The sequence below is a fragment of the Colwellia aquaemaris genome (genome assembly GCF_057548755.1).
The window spans coordinates 18,128-41,680 of the sequence record NZ_BAAJLV010000005.1 but is presented as its reverse complement, the minus strand read 5'-3'; the positions used below and the strand labels follow the sequence as shown (position 1 = coordinate 41,680).

The following is a 23,553-nucleotide window of genomic DNA, read 5'->3' as shown; positions in this document are numbered from 1 at the left end:
ACCAGTAATTAAATCTAGCATATTGATGTTAATTATTCTGCTTAAAATAAAGGAAATATTTTATATCATAACGGTTTAACTCTAGCTTAATTAAATAACATCATTAAATTGCTAGCGTATAAAGAAAAAAAAAATTAACATAATTGCAACCAATAACATTATCGCTGTATGTTATTTTCATATTTTCCCAAGGCTCTGTTATGAACGACTCACTATTTCCAAATTTGATCAAGCCATATCAATCAATAAGTAAATTAAGAAAGGCATCTATTGCAATTACTTTAATGAGTGCAATATCGCTTGAGTGCTATGCAAATAACACGATAAATGAGCAATATGAAAAAGCACTTATCGCGTATCAGAACAATCAAATTGAAACATCTATCATTCACCTCAAAAACGTCTTGCAAGGGCAAGAAAATCATTTACCTTCACGAATTTTATTAGCACAAGCACTTTTAGCACAAGGTCAAGGTGCTTTAGCAGAAGTTGAATTAAATAAGGCTCAAAACGATAATGCCGATAAAAACCGCTTAGTCACCTTATTTGCTCATGCTTATATTTTACAAAATAAATATGAAGACGTGTTGAAAGTAACCAAAGCAGGAAATCGTGGAAATAAAATAGAAACTGATTTGCTTGTTTATAAAGGGCAAGCACAGATAGGCCAGAAACTCTATAGCTCAGCAGACGCGACATTCGAAGAAGCATTGCTTATATCTCCAAAAAATCAACTTGCCTTATTAGGTAGAGCACAAATTTCACTAAGAGCTAATAAGCCTGAGCAAGCAATGAAGTTTATTGAGCAAGCATTAGCAAATACCCGTCCTTTTATTAACGGCTGGATATTCAAAGCTAATTTACTCTCTCATATGGGAGATACTTCTGCCGCGTTAGAGGCCATAAATAAAGCATTGGCAATAGATAACCAGCAAATGTCTGCAAGGTTAACTAAAGCTATGCTTTACATCGACACTAACGATTATGCTTTGGCAGAGCCTCATATTGATTTCATTCTCAGTAAAATACCAAACGAACCACGAGCAGGATATTTAAAAGCAATTATTACCACTCATCTAAATACTGAGCAAAATAGTGATGGCACTAAGAAGCTCACAGAAGTTATAGCAACTTTGGCAGCGGTACCAGATGAAATAATGAAAAACACACCAGATTATTATTACCTGGCCGGACTAACTAACTTTCAGTATGGTAATTATGACGATGCTAAACGCTATCTTAGAAAGTATCTAACTTACGTTGAATCTCACCTAGATTCGATACGTATGATTGCTCAAATAGAAATCCAAACAGGCAATACAATATCTGCAAAAAACTTACTTAAAAAAGCGAATTTAACTTACCCAAATAATGCCAATATTTTAACCTTGCTTGGCATAACCCATCTACAAATGAATGAACCAGAAAAGGCTGAGGCTTTCTTTAAGAATGTTCTAGAATTAAAACCTGAATCAAAAGTCGGTATTAGCAATTTTGCTCGCAGTAAAATGCAATCAGGCGAGTATCAATCAGCGATTGAAGCATTGCTTAGCATCAAAGATAATGAAGTAAATAACATTCAGGTAAAATTACTGTTGATTGATGCATTTGAGAGCGCTGGTTCTCTCGATAAAGCCATTGAGGTCGCGCAAGAATTAATTACACAATATCCACAAGATAGCTTTATTCAAGAAAGAATCGGAAAATTGTATGGCTGGAACAAACAACCTTCTCAAGCAAGAGCATCATTCAAAAAAGCACTTAGCTTAGATGAAGCGAATATTGCTGCCATTGTCCACTTAGCAAGAATGGATATTATTGAGAAAAAATATGCTAAGGCACGCAATTTTTTATCTGAAAAACTAACAAACTTCCCTCAAAACCCTCTACTTATGGCAGAAGTTTCGGATACTTATCTCTATGAAAACAACTTACCTAAAGCGATAGACTTTCTTGAAAAAGCACATGCTATAGCACCTAACAATTTTTATGTATTAGCGCGCTACACTAATGCCCTTGCTCGAAACCAGCAACTGGATAGAGCGACAGAATTGGTTGATTTTTTCATAGGGCAAAATGGTAACGCCGCAAATGCTTTAAAGCTAATATCAAGTTTATATTTACAACAAAACAAACATGAACAAGCAATATTAGCACTTAGAGATTATGTGAAAAAATCCCCAGATAAGATATCTGCCTACATATTACTTGCTAAGGCGCAAGTTGCTGCGGGAGATAAATCTGGTGCAATTCAATCTTATAAACGCGCATTAGTAACAGATGACACTTCCATCCCTGCGCATATAGGCCTGGTCAATCTAGTTATTAAAAATAAAGATGAATCTTTCGCACTTAATTTAATTTCCAGTCTACACAAGTTAACGAAAAGTAAGAGCCTTGAACAAGTCCTGTTAGGAGATCTTTATTTAACACTAAATAATACAGAAAAATCAAAACAGCACTATATAGCGGCATTAAAAATTTCAGATCAAAAACAGGCAATTTTAGGTTTATATCAAAGTTATAAGAATGAACAGAACCTCAATGCCGTTATTCCGCATTTAATGCGCTGGCTTGATAAGCACCCTAGTGATTTGGCTATTAAAATAGCATTAGCTGATAGCTATAAACATTCAGGAGATCTAATTAAAGCCGCCGAACAGTATGAGAAACTGTTAACCAAGCACGGTAGAATGCCAATCCTATTAAATAATGCCGCCAATATTTACTTCGAATTAAATGACACTGAACGAGCGCGAGAATATGCAAAAGAAGCATATAGCTATTTAAAAGATAATGTAGCAATTATTGATACTTATGCTTGGATTGAAAGCCGCCTTGGAAATTATAATGAAGCATTAGCGTTATTTAGGTATGCACTTACTAAAGAATACGACAATGCAGAAATTAAATATCATTTAGCCATTACATTGCACAAATTAGATAGAATCAGTGAGGCTAAGAACTACTTAATTGAAGCCATTGATAGCCCACAGCATTTTACAGAAAAAGCCCAAGCGAAAAAAACGCTCGCCAATTGGTAATACTATTTGCAATAAGTTTATACAACAAAGCCAACCTTTAGGTTGGCTTTTTTTCGGTGAGGCTATGTTTCATCCCAGAGTTAGAAACTTCTGTTATATTGCAGTGCTACAAGCAAGGCATTACCTTCTGAGGTAAAACGCCAATTCTTATCACCAACGACAGGAGTCAATGACGGTGGTAATTGCGCTAATAAGGCGTCTTCTTCTGTAACAACAACACTATCACCATTGATATAAGAAACACCAAAATCAAGGCTGTCAGCTTCGCTTATTTGATACGTTGCACCAGCACTATACCAAAGCCTGTCACTATCAGGAATTGAAATAGAGCGATAATCTTCTACAGCGGCCGATTGATCGTAAGCAATCCCAGCTCGTAATTTTAATGTTTGACTAACATCATAGGTAGCACCTAAAGCAAAACGATAAGTGTCTTCAAAGTTCTCTTGTTTTTCAAACGCTAATTCGTCACCTGTGTATGCCTGAAGCTCTTTAAAGCTAGACCATTGGCTATACATAATACTGTAATGCATAGCCCACTGTGGTGTAAATTGATGAAACCCAGAAAATTCTGCACCAGCTGGTAAATCAATTGTCAGTGTTCCTGGTACTGTAGGTGTGCCTAATCCAGTAAAATCACCTTCGAATGCCAACTCAACTTTACTTCTATAAGTTAATGCAAAACGATGGCTTGCATTTACCTCATAAACAATACCTGTGTTCCAGCCATAACCAAAATCGTCACCAGACATATTAATAACTTCAACAGTTGACGGTACTGGCGGAACAACTAGGCCAACACCAGGCAATGTAACTCCTTGCGCTAACACGTCTCCAGCATGCCTAATAAGCTCGGCCTCACCATAAACTACATTAAGTCCCAAGCCAATGCTCACTTTATCGTTAATACGGTATGAGCCGCTTAGGTTTGCGTTAATGGTTTTTAAATCAGTTTTCCCGCCGATAGAGCCCGCAGCGTAGTCATTATCATACTCACTCTTAAGACCAAAATTAGAATTAACGCCTAGCCCGTAAGCAAACTTTTCATTGATTGGATTAATAAAATACATAGCAGGTATGATTGCACTTGGCACAACGCCTTTTTGATTTAATTGGCTATTATCATAATTTTCACCCAACATATCTGGCGCATCAAGCCCCTCAATATCTACGCCAGGGTCGACATAAGTTGCTGCAAATGAGAATGTTGCTTTATCAAATAAAGCCATAGCCGCAGGGTTACGTGCTAACACCGCAGCATCATCAGCGATAACGGCATCGCCGGCAAAAGCTCGTCCTAAGCCTGAGGCACTAGTTTCGTTTAATTGAAAAGACGCTGCGTAAGCGTTTTGAGCCGCAAATAATACGGCAAGGCTAAGAATAGATTTCTTTAAAGTCATGCTTTGTTCTCGGTAAAGTTTGGAAAATATATGCTTTAGAATATTTATTTTAATAAAGAGGATAATTAACACAAAACGCTATTATACGTGACTTAGCAAGGAGTTAGCGGACTAAAATGTTATAAAAATGTATGAGTAATTCGAAAAAAGTGGTTATTAATTTAGGAAAATTGGAGCGGCTGACGAGACTCGAACTCGTGACATTCACGTTGGCAACGTGATGCTCTACCAGCTGAGCTACAGCCGCTTTGAAGAGCAAATACTTCCTGATAATTCAGTATGGTACCCGGGGCCGGACTTGAACCGGCACGCTGTTACCAGCGAGGGATTTTAAATCCCTTGTGTCTACCAATTCCACCACCCGGGCAACGAGAAGTATTTTTAACGTAGAGATTGGTACCCTACTTAGATGATTTCATACATCAAAAATTGGAGCGGCTGACGAGACTCGAACTCGTGACATTCACGTTGGCAACGTGATGCTCTACCAGCTGAGCTACAGCCGCTTCGAAGAGCAAATACTTCCTGAAAATTCAGTATGGTACCCGGGGCCGGACTTGAACCGGCACGCTGTTACCAGCGAGGGATTTTAAATCCCTTGTGTCTACCAATTCCACCACCCGGGCAACGAGAAGTATTTTTAACGTAGAGATTGGTACCCTACTTAGATGATTTCATACATCAAAAATTGGAGCGGCTGACGAGACTCGAACTCGTGACATTCACGTTGGCAACGTGATGCTCTACCAGCTGAGCTACAGCCGCTTCATATGCTTAACTAAGTTAAGACTCACACAAAATTGTTAGTTTGGAGCGGCTGACGAGACTCGAACTCGTGACATTCACGTTGGCAACGTGATGCTCTACCAGCTGAGCTACAGCCGCTTCATAAAAACAATTTAATTCCATACATATGCCACTATGTATTAACCACCAAACCTGTACTGATGAAATGGTACCCGGGGCCGGACTTGAACCGGCACGCTGTTACCAGCGAGGGATTTTAAATCCCTTGTGTCTACCAATTCCACCACCCGGGCAAAATGGAGGCGGGTCCCGGAGTCGAACCGAGGTCCACGGATTTGCAATCCGCTGCATAGCCATTCTGCCAACCCGCCATTTACATCACTACGAGTTAGGTAGTATTCCTTAGAATTTTCTCTTAAAGAGAATTGGAGCGGCTGACGAGACTCGAACTCGTGACATTCACGTTGGCAACGTGATGCTCTACCAGCTGAGCTACAGCCGCTTCATCTGTTGACTCCCTGTCAACTGGAAACGCATTCTACATTGAAAAATTCATGAGTCAACCATTTAATTTCAATTTTATTTTGACTGCTCAAAAAGCGACTAATCTGGTGTTTTTTTAACTAAAACCTTACGCATAACACCTATTTACTCAAATATTACTTGGTTAATTCTGGCCAAGCTGCTTTAAAATAAATCACCATAGACCAAAATGTCAGCACAGTAGCAATTGCATAGAAAGCATAAGCGGCAAAAATCAATATTTCATGAGGAAATTCAAATAAAATTAATGGAATATCATACGTTGGATACCAAATTAAACCCATAATGCCGAGCATTTGTGCGGCAGTTTTATATTTGCCTAATTGAGAAACGGCAATATCGTCCCTTTTGCCTCGTGAAGACATAAACTCGCGCAAGGCGCTAATGAAAATTTCTCGGGCTATCATTAAAATTGCTGAAACTGAAATCCACCACACTTGAAGGTCTTGAATTAAAATCACTAACGCTGCGACAACCATAAGTTTATCAGCGACAGGATCGATAAAGGCACCAAATGCCGAAGACTGATTTAACTTTCTAGCCAAGTAGCCATCAAGAGCATCACTTATGGAGGCTAACCAAAACACCGCAAAGGCGCCAAAATGATTCCATGATACTGGTAAATAAAATACCACGATAAAAACAGGAATTAATATGATTCTAAATAATGTTATTTGATTGGGGATTGTCCACATAATATGTCTAATGTCTATTCTTATAGTTATAGGTGGTTATCTAATCGATTATGTTGAAATCGAAGGTAATTCAGGCTGATTGTCATTTTACACAGATCACGTGCTAATTGTCATGCAAGGCATCATAAATATTTACTGCCAATTGTTTACTTATACCTGGTACTTTTTCTAAAGTGGCTTTATCCGCTTTTAAAACTTCTTGTAGGCCGCCTAAGTATTGCAATAGCGCTTGTCGTTTTTTAGCGCCAATACCCGGAATCGCTTCCAAGGTTGACTTTTTACTGGCCTTTTGTCTTTTTGCTCTGTGGCCTGTTATCGCAAAACGATGAGACTCATCACGTATATGTTGCACTAAGTGCAGTGCTGGCGATGTTGCCGGTAATGAAATTAATTGATGACTACCAGCTAAAATCAAGGTCTCTAAGCCAGGCTTTCGAGACTCGCCTTTTGCTACGCCAACCAGCAATGGCGTTTTTACTTGCTCAATCTCGGCAAAAAAAGCTTCTGCTTTTGATAATTGGCCTTTACCACCATCAATAAAGATAATATCAGGCATCTTTTCTTCGCTAGTCACTTTGCTATAACGTTTATCTAAAGCAAAAGCCATGGCGGCATAGTCATCACCGGGTGTAATGCCATGCACGTTATAACGTCTATAGTCACTTTTTAGCGGCCCTTCTTGATTAAAAACCACGTTTGAAGCGACCGTTTGCTGCCCCATAGTATGGCTAATATCGAAACACTCGATTCTGGAAATGCCATTACTTAGCTCAAATACCTCATTTAAGGCCGCAAATCTTGCCTGCATCGACTCTTTATGGGCATTTTTTGTCATTAACGCGGTTTCTGCGTTAGTACAGGCTAGCTTGATATATTGTGCCCGCTCAGTACGAACCTTGTGTGAAATTTTCACCTCAGTTTCCGCTTGAGCACTAATAACTTGCATAATATCTTGCGGATTCTCTATTGCACTTGGGATAACTATCTCTTTTGGAATAGCGCCAGAGTTTAGCTCGTTACCTATATAATGTTGGCTAATAAATGCGGTGAGTATTTCACCGTCATCAGAACCAGCAGGCACTGTTGGAAAATAACTTTTACTGCCAAGAATTTTTTGCTCACGAACGAACAGTAAATGAATGCAAGCTTGCGATTTATAACGAAACAAACCAACTATATCCATTTCTGCGGCTGAACCACTGACGAATTGCTGCTGTTGGACCTTTCTTAACGTCGCAATTTGATCTCTATATTTAGCCGCATGTTCAAATTGTAGTGCTTGGCTGGCGAATTCCATCTTAGCCACTAACTGTTCAATTACTGCTGAGCTTTTCCCTTTCAGAAAAAGCTTAGCTAACTGCACTTGTTGTTGATAATCTTCTTGCGATATTTTATCAACACATGGTGCCGAACAACGCCCTAGCTGAAATTGTAAACATGGGCGACTACGGGCTCGATAATAACTATCTTCACATTGTCGAAGCGGAAATAACTTTTGCATTAAGCGCAAGCTTTCCCACACTGCTCCCACCGTTGGATAAGGACCAAAGTAATCCCCCTTAATTTTTTTACCACCACGATGTAAACCAAGCTTTGGATGTTTATGGTCGGTTATTAATAAATAAGGATAGGATTTATCATCACGCAGTAAAATATTATATTTTGGCTGGTACTTTTTAATATAATTATTTTCGAGGATCAGCGCTTCGCCTTCGGTATGGGTTACCGTAACATCAATGGCAGCAATTTGTTTTACTAGTGCGCGAGTTTTATTACTACCAACATCTTTGCGAAAATAGCTAGCAAGGCGTTTTTTAAGTTGTTTAGCCTTACCAACATAGATAACTGTTTGGGTGATATCGTACATACGATACACCCCTGCTTGTTCAGAAACCGCCGCTAGGAAAGCTTTATGATCAAATGAAATATCATCATTTGACAATGAATCTTCAGACAAAACTATAGTGCTTCAGTTTTCAACATACCATGACGAATGGCTAAATGCGTAAGCTCAACATCATTACCTACATTGAGCTTTTCAAACATACGGTAACGATAACTGTTAATGGTTTTAGTACTCAGTACTAATTGCTCTGAAATATCTGGCACTTTTTCACCACGAGTGATCATCAGCATGATTTGTAATTCACGCTCTGACAAACTATTAAATGGGTTTTCTTCTGCGCTTTTAAATTGGCTTAATGCCATTTGTTGAGCTATTTCTGGCGTAATATAACGTTGACCACTATTTACTGCACGAATAGCGTTGATCATTTCATCAGGACCTGCACCTTTAGTTAAATAACCCGCAGCCCCTATTTGCATTACTTTCGTTGGAATTGGGTCTTCACAATATACAGTTAACACAATAACTTTAACGTCTGGCGCATAACGAATTATTTTCTTAGTGGCTTCTAAACCACCAATGCCAGGCATATTCATATCCATAAGCACAACATTAGGCTCAGTTTTACGACAAAACTGTACAGCTTCTTCGCCTGTTTTGGCTTCACCAATAACCTTAAGTCCTTTTACTTCGTCTAGGATTTTTCGTATTCCAGTACGAACTAACTCATGATCATCAACTAACAAAACATTTATCAACGTAAAATTACCTTATAATTTCTTCAGAAACAGCATAATATTAGACAAAAAGAATATAGCTAAACGCCCTTCAACACAATCTAATTTACTGCATTTCTTTATTTAACTCACTTATTAAACAAAATATAAACAACCGTTAGAGTTCATTCTTATTTAACCAGCTATTAAGTAAGCCAATTTGGCCATTTTTATATGCAGCATAAGTTAAACGAACCGCATTACTTAATATGACACTATCATTCCAATTCGTTTGCTCAGCAATCAATTCGTAGCATTTTTGCGCTTCAGGCGACAAATATCCACGCATTTCTCTTTTACCACGATCTTTTTGGCGTTCACGATAGCGCTTTTGTTTTTCAGCATTAGTCAATGCCTTCTTTTTAATATTCATCAATAACTTACTCTACAATCAAGTTTAAAACCCATCGGTTACGCATAACCAATAATGACAAAAATTTCAGTGAAAGTTAAGTAAAACCTTAATTTATTTAACTGTTCGGAGTTGTTTAGCGTACAAGTGTTCGCTAAAGTAACGCCTTTCAAATTTTCAATAGATGTAAGTGATCCCATGGAACAAAAAAATTCGTTCACAAAAGAAGACTTAATTAAAGCAGGTACAGGTGAAATGTTCGGCGCTGGTAACAGCCAATTACCTTCTGACAATATGTTAATGATGGATAGAATCATCAGCATAAACGATGACGGCGGTGAGCACGGCAAAGGCGAAATTATTGCTGAATTAGATATCACACCTGATCTTTGGTTCTTCGATTGTCATTTCAAGGGTGATCCGGTAATGCCAGGTTGTCTTGGATTAGATGCCATGTGGCAATTAACTGGCTTCTATTTGGCATGGTCAGGTGGCCCAGGTCACGGTCGTGCTTTAGGTGTAGGTGAAGTTAAATTTACTGGCCAAATTCTACCAACAGCGAAAAAAGTAACATATAAAATTACCTTAAAGCGTGTAATTAAACGTAAATTATTTATGGGTATTGCAGACGGTACAGTTTCTGTTGATGGTCGCGTAATTTATACCGCAACTGATTTAAAAGTTGGTTTGTTTACGGATACAACTAAGTTTTAATAATTTATAAAACTAACGATAGGTTTTGGGGCAATGTTAATTAGTATATTTGATTGCGTTTAGCATTCGCCCTGAATATACGCTCTTTCACATCCTTGTGACCGCGTTATACCATTCGTCCTGAATATACGCTCTTTCACATCCTTGTAACCGCGTTATACCATTCGTCCTGAATATACGCTCTTTCACATCCTTGTGACCGCGCTATACCATTCGTCCTGAATATAAAAAGCCAGCATTATGCTGGCTTTTTTAATACCTTGACGTTAGCGTCTAATATTAGCCATTTGCAATTCTTGCTTCAACAACTGCTAATGCTAAATCAATACGCGCTAAAACTTTATCTTTATCGAGTAAGGCTAGTGTTATATCTAACGACGGTGAATTACCGCCACCAGTTGCAGCAACGCGAAGTGGCATGCCAACTTTACCCATACCTACTTCTAGCTCTTCTGCAGTTGCATTGATTGCCGCATGAATTGTCTCCGCCTGCCAGTTATCAAGAGCAGCTAATTTATCTTTAACTAAAGCTAATGGCTCTTTAGCAACACCACGTAGGTGCTTTTTCGCGGCTTTCGCTTCAAAATCAGTAAAGTCTTGGTAGAAGTACTGTGAAATTTCAGCCATTTCTTTTAATGTTTTCACGCGATCCGCCTGCACTTTAACCACTTCTTCCAACGCTGGACCATTTTCAGTATTAATACCTTGGTCAGCCATATGCCAAGCTAAATGTGAAGCAACATAACTTGGTTCAAGGGTTTTCATATAATGCTGATTAACCCAAATTAGCTTATCCGTATTAAAGGCTGAAGGCGCTCGGTTACAACCAGTTAAATCAAAAAGCTCAATCATTTCTTCGCGAGAGAAAATCTCTTGATCGCCATGTGACCAACCTAAACGCACTAAATAATTCAATAATGCTTCTGGTAAGTAGCCGTCATCACGGTATTGCATAACACTTACCGCACCGTGACGTTTAGACAAACGTTTACCGTCATCACCTAATATCATCGGAATATGTGCGTAAGCAGGTACTGCTGCCCCTAGTGCTTTTAAGATATTAATTTGTTTAGGGGTATTACTAATATGATCATCGCCACGTACGACATGACTAATTTTCATATCTAAATCATCAACAACAACCGTTAAATTGTATGTTGGCGTGCCATCTGAACGAGCAATAATTAAATCATCTAATTGCTCATTGCTAATAGTGATGTCACCTTTAACAATATCGTTAATGACTACATCACCATCTAACGGGTTTTTAAAACGAATCACATAAGGTTTGTCTTCTGGGTAATCCGTACGATCACGCCACAAACCATTGTACTTTTCAATTTCACCCTTAGCTTTTGCTTCTTCACGCATCGCTTCTACTTCTTCTGCAGTGCTGTAACAACGATAAGCATTACCTGAGGCAACTAGCTGTTCAATAACTTCTTTATAACGATCAAAACGTTGAGTTTGGAAGTAAGGACCATGTGTCCATTCTAGGTTCAACCAATTCATACCGTCCATAATGGCATCAACCGATGCTTGGGTAGAACGCTCAAGATCAGTATCTTCGATACGAAGAATAAAGTTACCGCCATTCTTTTGGGCATATAACCAACTATATAAGGCAGTACGTGCGCCACCAACATGTAAATATCCTGTTGGGCTTGGAGCAAAACGAGTTGTTAAAGTCATAAAAATCTCAACTAATTTGTGAAATTGCTAATAAAAGGCAATATCGGAAAAAATTTTGGTTAATAAAATTGTCGTCATTTTATCAGGCAAAGTGATGAAATACATCAATACTATGGTTAAATTATCGATAAATGCTGCGCCAACATTGAAAAAAAGTTCACAAAACCATCACTTCGATGAAAATTAATGCGGTTAAACTAAATAGTTAAAAAAATAGCAAAAAAGTACGGAGTTTTTGTTGACAGCTTATTCGATGTCCCTATAATACGCCCCCACAGAGACGGACGATTAGCTCAGTTGGGAGAGCACCGCCCTTACAAGGCGGGGGTCACTGGTTCAAGCCCAGTATCGTCCACCATATCTCTGTTTGTATAAGTTATCTTATATGGACGATTAGCTCAGTTGGGAGAGCACCGCCCTTACAAGGCGGGGGTCACTGGTTCAAGCCCAGTATCGTCCACCAATTAACGAGATAACCATACAAAATTAACAAATAGGACGATTAGCTCAGTTGGGAGAGCACCGCCCTTACAAGGCGGGGGTCACTGGTTCAAGCCCAGTATCGTCCACCATTAGTCAAATTTGTTAACCCCTGATTCATATCACACTATAGTATATATGGACGATTAGCTCAGTTGGGAGAGCACCGCCCTTACAAGGCGGGGGTCACTGGTTCAAGCCCAGTATCGTCCACCATTACTCAAGTTTGATAACCCTGATTCATATTATGCTTAGCGTATATGGACGATTAGCTCAGTTGGGAGAGCACCGCCCTTACAAGGCGGGGGTCACTGGTTCAAGCCCAGTATCGTCCACCATCTTATTTTCTATAATTATCTTTAGCGTAACTATCGTTCAAATACAAAGAATTAGTCTCACTAACTATCGTCTAATGTACGTGTTGAACTTTATTATCTCGAAAAAATTGGCATTAAACAGCTCTATAACTTTCGTACTATAGAGCTGTTTGTAGCGTTCAACACTTTAAATAATCGGGGAAAATCGGGCTTATATCGATACAATTAAAAGCCCTTTTTTCTACCACCAAGTGACATACAGAGCACTTAGAATAACTAACACACCAAATGCCGCGACATTAAACGATTTTTCAGTTTTAAAACTTAGTGCTGACAAACTCACGCTACTATTCGTTTCTACTCGTTTACTGGTAATAGAAACAAAATAGCAAAGCGCTAAACAAAGCAAAAATACCAAACCGACTCTATCCATAAATGGAAGTTCAGGCCATGCAAACTTTAATACTAATGAGAATAATGCTGAGCCAAGCGCTGCTGACAATGCCCCCATAGAAGTGGTACGTTGCCAAAACATTCCCATAACGAATATCACTACAATTCCAGGCGTAAAGAAACCGGTAAACTCTTGAATATATTGAAATGCCTGTTCAAACTTACCCAATAACGGCTCAGCAACAAGCAGTGCAATACATAAAGACACTAAAGCGGCTAAACGGCCCACCGCGACATAATGGCGTTGGTTTTTGTTAGGTTTAATACGTGCGTATATATCCATGGTAAAAATGGTAGAAATACTGTTTGTCATTGACGCCAGCGACGACACTATTGCCGCCACTAAAGCCGCAAAAACTAACCCTTTTATCCCAACAGGCATTAATGCCATCATCGAAGGGTATGCTTGGTCGGGACTTGTCAATGTCGGATACAGTATTACCGCTGCTATACCAGGTAAAACCACAATAACTGGCATTAATAACTTTAAATAAGCCGCAAATGCGATCCCTTTTTGCGCTTCTTTAAGATCTTTAGCCGCTAATGCACGCTGAATAATATATTGATTGAATCCCCAATAGCTAAAGTTCATCACCCACATACCACCAATAAGCACAGAAATTCCTGGTAAACTTATATAATGCTCACTTTCAGGGCTTAATATCATATCAAAGTGCGTTGGCATTTTTTCTGTAAGTACAGTAAAACCGGCTAAAACACCTTGGCCGTCAGCTACTGCATCCAATGCAAGATAACTTAATAAAAGCCCACCAAACACTAACAAAACAACTTGCAAAATATCGGTAAAAGCCACGGCCTTTAGGCCACCATATAAAGAATAAGCGACTGAAAATATCGCCAAGAATATCATACCGAACAGCCAATCAATTCCGGTTACGGTTTCAATGGCTAAACCGCCAAGCCACAATACCGCTGTTAAATTAACAAAGGTATATACGGCTAGCCAGAATATCGCCATGGTGATTTTCACCCTAGAATCGAATCGCTGTTCAAGATATTGTGGCATGGTAAATATTTTATTTTTCAAAAATATTGGTAACATATATTTGCCTACCAATATTAATGTAATTGCAGCCATCCATTCATATGATGCAATTGCAAGACCTAAAGCATAACCTGAACCCGACATACCTATTATTTGCTCTGCTGAAATATTGGCCGCAATTAATGACGACCCAATTGCCCACCATGGCAATGACTTACTGGCCAAAAAATAATCTTCGGTATTTGCTCCTTCTTTTTTCTTATTGCGAGAAATCCACAAAGCTAAGCACAATAAGCCAATAACGTAGACAATAAATATGCTACTGTCTAATACACCTAATTTATTAGTAAAATCCATCATAGTTTTCCTGCTAATATTGTTATTATTTTTAATTTTCTAAAATATTAAATTTCAGTTATTGCCCTAAAGGCACCTTGCGATGCATGACAATCATAAATGCTTGCAGTTAAGCCGAAGGTTTTCTGATAACGACTTTCGACAACATGTTTGACTTGCTTAATCATTGATGTTGGTACTATAGCGACCACACAGCCGCCAAAACCACCACCCGTCATACGAACACCGCCAGAATCTCCTAACACTTCTGCTATCATGGCAACCAAGCCATCCATTTCTTTCGTTGTCACAGCAAAATCGTCTCGAAGTGATTGATGAGACGCTTTCATCACCGCGCTAATTACAGACATATCATTATCTTTTAACGCATATCTCATGTCCTTTGTGCGGATATTTTCGGTGATAACATGGCGTGCGCGTTTATACAGCAGCGGAGCTATATTCGACTTTTCTGATTCAAGCTGGTCCATACTTACGTCACTCAACATTTTTACGCCAAAATGTTCGGCCACTTGTTCACATTGCTGCCGCCTAAGATTATATTCACTATCAACAAGCCCTCTTTTAACATTTGAGTTAATAATTAATAACGACAAGTTTTCAGGAATAGGTGCATCTTCAAAGGTTAAACTTTGACAATCAAGTAACATCGCATGGCCTTTTTTACCTAAAGCTGAAATAAGCTGGTCCATAATGCCGCAGTTACAACCAACAAATTCGTTTTCGGCCTTTTGCCCTAAAATAGCCGCCATAACACCTGTCAACGGCAACTGATATAACCGGGTAAATATTTTTAAAATCGCAATTTCAAAACTTGCAGAAGAGCTTAAACCTGCGCCTTGCGGTACATTGCCAGTAACAACTATATTTGCACCATTAATTTCTGGGTACTTTTGAATTAAGGCCGCTAATGTACCTTTAACATAATTGCTCCACATCATTTGCTGATCGAATTTAATATGGCTTAACGTAAATTCACTAAGTTGCTTGTCACAGTCATATGCATAAACCTTAACCCTGTTATCTTCGCGGCGAGATGCAGCGATTGTGGTGCCAAAATTAATTGCCGCTGGTAGCACAAAACCGCCATTATAGTCGGTATGATCACCCATAAGGTTTACTCGACCAGGTGCATGGCAAACTACTTGTGCCACACCGTTAAATTGCTGTTCATATAACGACATCGCTAAGGCTTCTTGTGTCAATGTCTTACTTGTCATTATTTGGCTTCCTTATAGTGAACATCCGGAACATCGCGCAAGCGTGCTGCTGCCTGCTCTGCTGTTAGGTCTCTTTGTGTTTCAGCCATCATTTCGTAGCCCACCATAAATTTACGCACATGCGCCGAGCGTAATAACGGAGGAAAAAAACTCGCATGTAATGTCCATTCATCGTGCAATCCATTATCAAAAGGTGCGCCGTGCCACCCCATAGAATAAGGAAATGCACAATTAAATAAATTGTCGTACTTAACCGTAATTTTTTTAAGAATCTCTGCAAGTGATAATTTTTGGCTATCATCCAATTCCGTCATTCTTGCAACTTTAAATTTCGGAAATAGTAAAGTTTCAAATGGCCAAGATGCCCAATATGGCACCACAACTAGCCAATCTTTATTTTCAACCACAACACGCTCTGCTTTTTCTAGCTCTTTTTTCATATAGTCTTGTAATAAATTGCTCTTGTGTCGCTGATAATAAGCTTGTTGCGCATTCTGCTTTTTTATCGCAATTGTTGGTAACTGTTGCTGCGCCCATATTTGGCCATGCGGATGCGGATTCGAGCAGCCCATTACACTGCCTTTATTTTCAAAAACCTGCACCCATGTGTATAACGCACCAAGTTCAACGCATTGTGCCTGCCAAGTATCAACAACAGCTTTTATTGCTGTAATATTTAATTGCGCTAATGTTTTACTATGATCGGGAGAAAAACATATCACCCGACTTTCTCCTTGCTCCGTCGTCATGCTGAAAAGCGGGTCGTCACAGTTATATTTTGGCGTATCTTTTTTTAGCGCCGCAAAATCATTATTAAAAACAAACGTGGTTTGATAAGCGTCGTTAACTTCACCATTGATGCGCGTATTGCCAGCACATAAAAAGCACGACTGGTCATAGTTTACCTGAGCTTTTTCATCAACAACTTCAACTTGCCCTTGCCAGGGTCTTTTTGCTCTATGAGGAGAAACTAAAACCCATTCATCAATAAGTGGGTTATAGCGACGATGTGGATGTTCACCTGGGTCAAATGCATTTTCCATAGTTTTTGTGTGTGCATAAATAAACGATAACACCAAGGGTAAACGTTTACCCTAATTCTGACAAGCTTAAATAAAATCAATAGTGATTTACCCTTAAATACGCTATATTTGGCTAATTATATCAATGTAAACGTACACACTTTCTCTATGACAACAATTAAAGACGTCGCACAAGCTGCTGGAGTATCAGTGGCATCGGTTTCTCGTGTTTTAAATAACGGGCCTAAAGTCAGTCAAAAAACCATAGATAAAGTATCGCAAGTAATGAAGGAACTTCATTATACCCCCAACGCCAATGCCCGAGCTTTAGTCACACAAAAAAGCAGTACTATAGGCGTTGTTGTACCAGATTTACTAGACCCATTCTTTTCCTCTTTAGCACACGGTGTTGAACAAGTCGCTCGGCAAAATAAAATGCAATTATTACTCAGTACCAGCCAGGTAAGTGCCGACGCAGAAATGCAGGCAATAGAACTACTTATTGAGAGGCGATGTGATGTGATGGTAGTACACAGTAAAAAGTTAGCCGATCAGGTGTTAATCGACTTAGCAGATAAAGTTAAAGGCCTAGTGATAATTGATCGCTACATTAAAGAAATAGCAACGCGCTGTATCTGGCTAGACAATGTTGAAGGGGGGAAAATTGCCGCAAGACACCTACTATCACTAAATCATAAAAGTTTTGCTTGTATTTCGAGTCAACATCAAATTGATGATCCTCATTTACGACTTGACGGTTTTCAAAAACAGCTACAATCGGTAAATATCACCCTAGATAAAAGCTTAATTGAATTTGGTGAACCAACATTACAAGGTGGAGAAATCGCTGCGCAAAAAATATTAGCATCAGGAAAATCATTCTCGGCAATTTTTGTCTATAACGATGCTATGGCAATTGGCGCCATTTCAACGTTATCAGATAACGGTTTTAATGTACCAACAGATATTTCCGTTCTTGGCTTTGACGACGTGCTCCTTGCAAGCTATTCAAGACCCAAATTAACTACGCTTAATTATCCAATAGAAAAAATGGCTAAACATGCGGCAGCAATTGCACTCGAATTATCAAGCCAAAACATAGCCACTACACCAGAAAACTGCCAGCATTATAAATACATACCAAACCTAGTAAAACGTGAGTCAACTCACTATAAAACTAAATAATTCGCTCCAGACTTACCTGCATTTACACTACATAACACATAAAAAAAGCGAGCTATTGCTCGCTTCATTAAATTTTATGGCAATAAACTAACCGTTTATGCGCTTTTGGGCTGCTGCCGTTAATTCTGCCGAAGTTATTGTTGGTAGAATACCTTCCACGGTTGCTTTAGGTAACTTACCTAGCATTAAAGTACCCGTTTTTATGGCATTATTTTTTGCCGCAAAGGCAATTAAATTTTGTCCGTTACATTGCACACCGTCAAATACTTTACGAATTTTTAGCTTATTAGACTTTAGAAATGAACGAAAACGCGATTTATCATCAACAGAAACATATTCACATAAAGATTTAGCTACATTTTGTGCCTGAACATTTGCAGAATAACTGATTGTTAATAATACAAGTGAAATAGCTAATAAGATGTTTTTCATGGTGTGCCTTAATATCAATAAAATAAAATCAGTGAAACGAACTTTCGATACTAAGTCGCATTGGAAACTCCGCTGTCATAGATAAAATCCTTAGACCGGTAGTTTTGCGTAATACCCTTTCAAGTATCTTGCCGTTTCTGCCGCCGCGCATTATACAGAGACAGTATTGTTACACAAGGTAATTTTTTGTGATCTCTAATAAACACCTAAGCATGTGCTGTAAACTTTATTCATTTATCATCTTTTCAGCGCACGACATCTACCAGTAACTCCGTTATAATTACGCTTCGATTTTCCCAATGAAGACAAACCATGAACCTTGACATGCCACTAATTGATATCTCTATACAACCTATTGAGTTATGTAAGCTTTTAAAAATAGCGAACATGGTTGGTGGCGGTGGTGAAGCTAAAATCGTTATTAGTGAAGGCTATGTTGTGGTTAATAATGAGGTTGAATTTCAAAAGCGTAAAAAAATATATCACGGCGATATTGTTGAATTTAATGGTGAAATAATACAAGTGAATGTAACTGAAGAAATAACTAAGCCTATTACTCCTTCAATACCTAACAGTAAAGTAAAGCAAAAACACAATAAGAAAAATACAACAAAATCACCAACAACTGTTACAGCTTCGCGCTCAAAGCGTAAACCTATATCTTTTTAAAGGTCGACTAAATGAAGGTGTATTCATTGTCATTACAACTGGTTAAATCTTTTATTGTTCTTCAACCGTTTTAAAGAAACTAAAATTAGCCACCACAGCGCCCGCAACAATCAAAAGCATGGCTAACAATATTTGTTGGCTAAACACGTTATCTGTAAACAAAATCAGTAATAGCGTCGACAATAAAGGAGTAAAGTAAGACATAGTGGCGATAACTCGCGGATCTCCTTTTTTCACCGCAGCATCCCAACAATAAAAAGATAGCCCCATAGGACCAAGCCCTAGCATTAACATCAAGCTAAAATCATAGTGAGATATCGACGGTGTTTGCTCTAATAACATGTGTGAGATTGCAGCCAACAAACCAGATAGCAAGCAAAACAAGCCCACCGTTGCTGAGCCAAACTGAGTATATTTTTGAAATAATTTTTTTGATAACAATGAATAGCACGCCCAAAAAATGGCAGCGGTTAGCGCTAATATATACCCAAATATATCGTCCATAGAAAATGTTACGCCATTTGCGGCAACAATGAATCCGGCGCCACACAAAGATATAAAGGTGCCGGCAACTTGTCGCTTGCGCAATTTAATCTCATTAAAAAACAAGGGAGTAAATAATAATATAAATAATGGCCACAAGTAGTTTATTAAGTTGGCAGCAACAGGTGGCGCCAGTCTTAACGCCATAAACAATAAAAAATGATAACCAAAAATACCGCCAACACCGACCAATAAAAGCGTTGGATTTATCTGCCACTTTTTATATTGAGGAATCGATAAACTACCGCCAAAGAGTAAACTTATTGCTAAGAGTAAAAAGGCAGGTATGTGGTTCAACTTAGCAACGAGCAGTGCTAAGCAACTCCATAATAAAATGGTAATTGAAGTTAACAGTAAATAATGCATTTAATGTTCAGCCGAATTTGGTCATTACAAATCGCTGTTTTAATATCTTTAAAGCTTTTTCTGCCAGAACACAGCTCGCCCCATTTTAGGGTCAAGTTCATAGCCTGAAAAGCCAACCTTTTCATATGCTTTTTGTGCTATGGCGTTACCTTCAAGTACTTCTAAGGTCAGCTTACAGCAGCCCTTTTCTCTTGCTATCGCTTCAACATAATCAAATAAATATTGCGTTAAGCCACGCCCACGATATGGTGTAAGTACAACAATGTCATGGAAATTAATTAGCGGTTTAGCACTAAAGGTGGAGAAACCTTCAACACAATTTGCTAATGCTGCAACTTGACCATCAACATAACAAAGTACACTAAAAACATTCGTTTGTTGCTGTAATTTTTGAATTAAATTTTGTTCAACAAACTCAGACAATGCTTCACCACCACCCATAGGATCAAGTGCATATGCTGATAAGCACGTCATAACATCTTGTGCGTGTTGCTTATCAAAGTAATCAGCGGTAATTACCGATATTGTCATGGTTTGTAACTCTCTTTATTAGTAATAGTGATGCTAGGTATTTTAAAAGCTCGCGAATTCAAGCCAATACACGCAGTTGCTCAGCAACATTAGCATTTAATATAATTGCCTAGCTAAATTAGCACAGTACCCTGTGCCCTAAAACAAGTAAAATATTCGCATATCCATGTTAGCATTAACATAATTTTTCATTATCAATACCTATAATTAACAATGCTTAAATTATTATTTCAGGTTTTACCTATTGGCGTTTGTCTTTTATCCGTTAATATTTTTCTTGCTGTAACCAACAGCGCATTTGCATCCAGTATACCCCAACCAATAACTAACAATGCTGTAACGCAAGTAAAAATTGCAGATAAAGACTACTTAATTTCTTTTAATGGCTTAGGGAGTAAAAAAACTTATCAAGCCGTTCATAATGCCACCTATGTTTACGATGTTAGCTTAAAGTCTTGGCAAAAAAAATCTCCTGTGCCTATCGAAAAACCAGTTAATGGCTTAACTGGTCGATTAGCAAGTGTTGCTACAGCTATCAATGAAACCGCTTACGTTTTTGGCGGTTATACGGTCGCTAAAGACCATAGTGAAGTTTCTGTTGCTGATGTTTATGCTTATCACGTAATAACAGATAATTTTCAGCCATTAGCGCCAATGCCAGTTCCTGTGGATGATAGCATCGCCTTACCTTATAAAAATCGTTACATTTATTTGATCAGCGGCTGGCATAATGACGGTAATGTTAATTTAGTCCAAGTTTATGATACTAAAACGAACCTATGGCAACAGGCATCTCCATTTCCTGGTAAGGCAGTATTTGGTCACGCTGGCGGAATAATTGACAATACCTTGCTCGTTTGCGATGGCGTCGCCATTGACGTTCATATTCATAAACGCCGCAGTTATCGCGCGGAAACTGCTTGTTATCGAGGTGAAATTGACCCTAGCACAGTAAACAAAATTGCATGGTTTAAAGTAGAACATCCCACCAATACTGCGCGTTATCGTATGGCAGCATCTGGCTTTATTAATAAGCAATCAAACACTAAAGAGATAGTTTTCGTGGGTGGAAGTGATAACCCATACAACTATAATGGTATTGGTTACAATGGCAAACCGTCTGCACCAAGTAAGCAAATTTGGCGATACAACGTTGAAACTAGGCAATGGCAAATAACAAATAGTAAAATAGCAACAATGGATCATCGCGGCTTACTTATTCTTGAAAACAAACTTCTAACCCTAGGCGGTATGGGAGAAAATCAACAAGTATTAGGTAAAATAAATCAATATTAGCCCTTAATACATCCAATTTATAAATGATTTTATCAATTGGGCAATTTAATGCTTTTTTGCGTGAATTTGCCCTGTTAGAATACGCCTCTTACTTATTACTCGCTCACTAGGAATGTTTTCTCAATGCGTACAAGCCAATATTTACTTTCAACTTTGAAAGAAACCCCTGCTAGCGCTGAAGTTATCAGCCATCAATTAATGTTACGTGCCGGTTTAGTACGTAATGTCGCATCAGGTTTGTATACTTGGCTACCGACAGGTTTAAAAGTACTGCGTAAAGTAGAAGCTATAGTTCGTGAAGAAATGGAGCGTGCTGGCGCTTTAGAAGTGTTAATGCCTATGGTACAACCTGCCGACTTATGGCAAGAGTCAGGGCGCTGGGAAGATTACGGTCCTGAATTATTGCGTTTAAACGATCGTCACAAGCGCCCTTTTGTATTAGGCCCAACACACGAAGAAGTGATCACTAAACTTGTCAGTAACGAAATCAGCAGCTACAAACAATTGCCACTGAATATGTTTCAAATTCAAACTAAGTTTCGCGATGAAATTCGTCCACGTTTTGGTGTAATGCGTGGCCGTGAATTTTTGATGAAAGATGCCTACTCCTTTCATTTAGGGCACGAGTGCTTAGCAAAAACTTACCAAGTAATGTTTGACGCTTATTGTCGTATATTTGATCGTCTAGGTTTAGATTACCGCCCTGTTATTGCCGACACTGGCTCCATCGGCGGTGATGCTTCACATGAATTCCATGTACTAGCAGACTCTGGAGAAGATGATATTGCATTTAGTGATGTTAGTGACTTTGCGGCCAACATTGAAAAAGCCGAAGCACTAGCGCCAACGGGTGAGCGCCCACAGGCAACACAAAGCCTAAATGAAATTGCTACACCGAATGTTCGCACGATAGATGAGCTAACTAACTTTTTAAATATTAACGTAGAAAGCACAGTTAAAACGTTATTAGTTCATGGTGTCGCCACTGATAATAATGAGCGTCCAATTATTGCCCTTGTTTTACGAGGCGATCACCAGTTAAATGAAATTAAAGCAGAAAAGTTAGCGCAAGTTGCATCGCCACTAACTTTTGCTAGCGACGAAGAAATCTTAGCAGCTGTTTCCTGCAATGCTGGCTCCATCGGCCCTGTTGGTCTAAACATTGACGTCATCGTTGACCGTAGCGCAGCTCATTTAGCCGATTTTGTTTGTGGCGCCAACAAAGATGACGTTCATTTAACAGGCGTAAACTGGGATCGAGATACTACAAAATATCATGTTGAAGACATACGTAATGTTGTCGAAGGTGACCCAAGCCCGTGTGGTGAAGGTAAAATAGTGATTAAACGCGGTATTGAAGTTGGTCATATTTTCCAACTTGGTGAAAAGTATGCACAAGCGATGAATTGTGGCGTATTAACAGAGGCTGGTAAAAACCAAACGCTAACTATGGGTTGTTACGGTATTGGTGTTTCGCGTATTGTCGCGGCGGCAATTGAACAAAATCATGATAAATACGGTATTAAATGGCCTGCCGCATTAGCACCATATCAAGTTGCTATAGTACCTATGAATATGGCAAAGTCTGCACGCGTTAAAGAAACTGCGGAAGGCTTATACGAACAGTTACAAGCTGCTGGCATTGAAGTGATTTTTGACGACAGAAAAGAACGCCCTGGTGTAATGTTTGCAGATCATGAATTAATTGGTACGCCACTGTTATTAATTGTTGGAGAGCGTAATTTAGACCAGCAAGAAATTGAAGTGAAAAACCGCATAACGGGTGAAAAATCAATGTTGGCCATCGACAAAGTAATGTCACTGTTCTCTAAGTAAACATCATTAACCAACTGACTTTAAACGGTTA

19 protein-coding genes, 14 tRNA genes and 1 riboswitch are annotated in these 23,553 nt (G+C 38.8%); of the genes, 12 read left to right on the top strand and 21 right to left on the bottom strand.

What is annotated here, in order from left to right; all coding sequences use genetic code 11:
* Nucleotides 1–200 precede the first annotated feature (200 nt).
* Nucleotides 201–3,044, top strand: coding sequence for an XrtA/PEP-CTERM system TPR-repeat protein PrsT (gene prsT, locus AC27HL_RS14455; RefSeq protein ID WP_487081750.1), 2,844 nt, complete (start codon nt 201–203; stop codon nt 3,042–3,044).
* Nucleotides 3,045–3,124: 80 nt separating this feature from the next.
* On the opposite strand, the gene AC27HL_RS14450 is transcribed toward prsT, so the two are convergent.
* The 14 genes from AC27HL_RS14450 to AC27HL_RS14385 all read right to left on the bottom strand — a co-directional run bounded on the left by AC27HL_RS14450 (nt 3,125) and on the right by AC27HL_RS14385 (nt 9,424).
* Nucleotides 3,125–4,444, bottom strand: coding sequence for an outer membrane protein transport protein (locus AC27HL_RS14450; protein ID WP_487081749.1), 1,320 nt, complete (start codon nt 4,442–4,444; stop codon nt 3,125–3,127).
* 171 nt (nt 4,445–4,615) lie between these two features.
* A tRNA-Gly gene (locus tag AC27HL_RS14445) sits at nt 4,616–4,691 on the bottom strand.
* Nucleotides 4,692–4,724: 33 nt separating this feature from the next.
* Nucleotides 4,725–4,811 (bottom strand) — tRNA-Leu (locus tag AC27HL_RS14440).
* Nucleotides 4,812–4,874: 63 nt separating this feature from the next.
* Nucleotides 4,875–4,950: transfer RNA gene (locus tag AC27HL_RS14435), tRNA-Gly, on the bottom strand.
* 33 nt (nt 4,951–4,983) lie between these two features.
* Nucleotides 4,984–5,070 (bottom strand) — tRNA-Leu (locus AC27HL_RS14430).
* Nucleotides 5,071–5,133: 63 nt separating this feature from the next.
* A tRNA-Gly gene (locus AC27HL_RS14425) sits at nt 5,134–5,209 on the bottom strand.
* A 44-nt stretch (nt 5,210–5,253) separates the two neighbouring features.
* A tRNA-Gly gene (locus AC27HL_RS14420) sits at nt 5,254–5,329 on the bottom strand.
* 68 nt (nt 5,330–5,397) lie between these two features.
* Nucleotides 5,398–5,484: transfer RNA gene (locus tag AC27HL_RS14415), tRNA-Leu, on the bottom strand.
* A gap of 4 nt (nt 5,485–5,488) precedes the next feature.
* A tRNA-Cys gene (locus AC27HL_RS14410) sits at nt 5,489–5,562 on the bottom strand.
* 55 nt (nt 5,563–5,617) lie between these two features.
* Nucleotides 5,618–5,693 (bottom strand) — tRNA-Gly (locus tag AC27HL_RS14405).
* A gap of 157 nt (nt 5,694–5,850) precedes the next feature.
* Entirely contained in the window at nt 5,851–6,429 is a 579-nt protein-coding gene (pgsA, locus tag AC27HL_RS14400) for a CDP-diacylglycerol--glycerol-3-phosphate 3-phosphatidyltransferase (RefSeq protein WP_487081748.1), read from the bottom strand.
* 103 nt (nt 6,430–6,532) lie between these two features.
* Nucleotides 6,533–8,386 carry an excinuclease ABC subunit UvrC gene (uvrC, locus tag AC27HL_RS14395; RefSeq protein ID WP_487081747.1) on the bottom strand — a complete coding sequence of 618 codons (1,854 nt, stop codon included), beginning with the start codon at nt 8,384–8,386 and terminating at the stop codon, nt 6,533–6,535.
* A gap of 2 nt (nt 8,387–8,388) precedes the next feature.
* Nucleotides 8,389–9,033, bottom strand: a complete 645-nt coding sequence (gene uvrY, locus AC27HL_RS14390; protein WP_487081746.1) for a UvrY/SirA/GacA family response regulator transcription factor — start codon at nt 9,031–9,033, stop codon at nt 8,389–8,391.
* A 136-nt stretch (nt 9,034–9,169) separates the two neighbouring features.
* Nucleotides 9,170–9,424, bottom strand: a complete 255-nt coding sequence (locus AC27HL_RS14385; protein WP_487081745.1) for a hypothetical protein — start codon at nt 9,422–9,424, stop codon at nt 9,170–9,172.
* Nucleotides 9,425–9,601: 177 nt separating this feature from the next.
* On the opposite strand from AC27HL_RS14385, the gene fabA reads away from it, so the two are divergent.
* Nucleotides 9,602–10,117: a bifunctional 3-hydroxydecanoyl-ACP dehydratase/trans-2-decenoyl-ACP isomerase gene (fabA, locus tag AC27HL_RS14380; RefSeq protein WP_487081744.1), complete on the top strand. Its 516-nt coding sequence runs from the start codon at nt 9,602–9,604 to the stop codon at nt 10,115–10,117.
* Between the two features lie 279 nt (nt 10,118–10,396).
* On the opposite strand, the gene gltX is transcribed toward fabA, so the two are convergent.
* Nucleotides 10,397–11,809 carry a glutamate--tRNA ligase gene (gene gltX, locus AC27HL_RS14375; protein ID WP_487081743.1) on the bottom strand — a complete coding sequence of 471 codons (1,413 nt, stop codon included), beginning with the start codon at nt 11,807–11,809 and terminating at the stop codon, nt 10,397–10,399.
* Nucleotides 11,810–11,864: 55 nt separating this feature from the next.
* Between gltX and AC27HL_RS14370 the strand changes: the two genes are divergently transcribed.
* The 6 genes from AC27HL_RS14370 to AC27HL_RS14345 all read left to right on the top strand — a co-directional run bounded on the left by AC27HL_RS14370 (nt 11,865) and on the right by AC27HL_RS14345 (nt 12,627).
* Nucleotides 11,865–11,996 carry a hypothetical protein gene (locus AC27HL_RS14370; RefSeq protein WP_487081742.1) on the top strand — a complete coding sequence of 44 codons (132 nt, stop codon included), beginning with the start codon at nt 11,865–11,867 and terminating at the stop codon, nt 11,994–11,996.
* A gap of 95 nt (nt 11,997–12,091) precedes the next feature.
* Nucleotides 12,092–12,167, top strand: a tRNA-Val gene (locus tag AC27HL_RS14365).
* Between the two features lie 29 nt (nt 12,168–12,196).
* Nucleotides 12,197–12,272: transfer RNA gene (locus tag AC27HL_RS14360), tRNA-Val, on the top strand.
* A 33-nt stretch (nt 12,273–12,305) separates the two neighbouring features.
* Nucleotides 12,306–12,381: transfer RNA gene (locus AC27HL_RS14355), tRNA-Val, on the top strand.
* A gap of 48 nt (nt 12,382–12,429) precedes the next feature.
* Nucleotides 12,430–12,505, top strand: a tRNA-Val gene (locus AC27HL_RS14350).
* A 46-nt stretch (nt 12,506–12,551) separates the two neighbouring features.
* A tRNA-Val gene (locus AC27HL_RS14345) sits at nt 12,552–12,627 on the top strand.
* Between the two features lie 220 nt (nt 12,628–12,847).
* Here AC27HL_RS14345 and AC27HL_RS14340 read toward each other — a convergent pair.
* Genes AC27HL_RS14340 through AC27HL_RS14330 form a run of 3 tightly spaced genes read right to left on the bottom strand, consistent with a single transcriptional unit; the run spans nt 12,848 to nt 16,685 of the window.
* Entirely contained in the window at nt 12,848–14,422 is a 1,575-nt protein-coding gene (locus AC27HL_RS14340) for a sodium/sugar symporter (protein ID WP_487081946.1), read from the bottom strand.
* A 47-nt stretch (nt 14,423–14,469) separates the two neighbouring features.
* Nucleotides 14,470–15,642 carry a galactokinase gene (gene galK, locus AC27HL_RS14335; RefSeq protein ID WP_487081741.1) on the bottom strand — a complete coding sequence of 391 codons (1,173 nt, stop codon included), beginning with the start codon at nt 15,640–15,642 and terminating at the stop codon, nt 14,470–14,472.
* The gene (locus AC27HL_RS14330) at nt 15,642–16,685 is read right to left on the bottom strand and encodes a UDP-glucose--hexose-1-phosphate uridylyltransferase (RefSeq protein WP_487081740.1); all 1,044 of its coding nucleotides are present in this window, start codon (nt 16,683–16,685) and stop codon (nt 15,642–15,644) included. The genes galK and AC27HL_RS14330 overlap by 1 nt, the downstream gene beginning before the upstream one ends.
* 147 nt (nt 16,686–16,832) lie before the next feature.
* On the opposite strand from AC27HL_RS14330, the gene AC27HL_RS14325 reads away from it, so the two are divergent.
* Nucleotides 16,833–17,849 carry a LacI family DNA-binding transcriptional regulator gene (locus AC27HL_RS14325; RefSeq protein WP_487081739.1) on the top strand — a complete coding sequence of 339 codons (1,017 nt, stop codon included), beginning with the start codon at nt 16,833–16,835 and terminating at the stop codon, nt 17,847–17,849.
* A gap of 87 nt (nt 17,850–17,936) precedes the next feature.
* Here AC27HL_RS14325 and AC27HL_RS14320 read toward each other — a convergent pair whose 3' ends face one another.
* Complete coding sequence (locus AC27HL_RS14320) at nt 17,937–18,281, bottom strand: DUF3718 domain-containing protein (protein WP_487081738.1); 345 nt, start codon at nt 18,279–18,281, stop codon at nt 17,937–17,939.
* A gap of 59 nt (nt 18,282–18,340) precedes the next feature.
* Nucleotides 18,341–18,424, bottom strand: a riboswitch (cyclic di-GMP riboswitch).
* A gap of 169 nt (nt 18,425–18,593) precedes the next feature.
* Between AC27HL_RS14320 and AC27HL_RS14315 the strand changes: the two genes are divergently transcribed.
* A complete protein-coding gene (locus AC27HL_RS14315; protein WP_487081737.1) occupies nt 18,594–18,950 on the top strand; it encodes an RNA-binding S4 domain-containing protein in 357 nt (118 codons plus the stop codon).
* A 51-nt stretch (nt 18,951–19,001) separates the two neighbouring features.
* On the opposite strand, the gene AC27HL_RS14310 is transcribed toward AC27HL_RS14315, so the two are convergent.
* Nucleotides 19,002–19,859: a DMT family transporter gene (locus AC27HL_RS14310; RefSeq protein ID WP_487081736.1), complete on the bottom strand. Its 858-nt coding sequence runs from the start codon at nt 19,857–19,859 to the stop codon at nt 19,002–19,004.
* Nucleotides 19,860–19,907: 48 nt separating this feature from the next.
* Nucleotides 19,908–20,390 carry a GNAT family N-acetyltransferase gene (locus AC27HL_RS14305; protein WP_487081735.1) on the bottom strand — a complete coding sequence of 161 codons (483 nt, stop codon included), beginning with the start codon at nt 20,388–20,390 and terminating at the stop codon, nt 19,908–19,910.
* Between the two features lie 213 nt (nt 20,391–20,603).
* Between AC27HL_RS14305 and AC27HL_RS14300 the strand changes: the two genes are divergently transcribed.
* On the top strand, nt 20,604–21,686 hold the full coding sequence (locus tag AC27HL_RS14300; RefSeq protein ID WP_487081734.1) for a Kelch repeat-containing protein: 1,083 nt from the start codon (nt 20,604–20,606) through the stop codon (nt 21,684–21,686).
* A gap of 123 nt (nt 21,687–21,809) precedes the next feature.
* The gene (locus tag AC27HL_RS14295) at nt 21,810–23,522 is read left to right on the top strand and encodes a proline--tRNA ligase (protein ID WP_487081733.1); all 1,713 of its coding nucleotides are present in this window, start codon (nt 21,810–21,812) and stop codon (nt 23,520–23,522) included.
* Nucleotides 23,523–23,553: the final 31 nt, after the last annotated feature.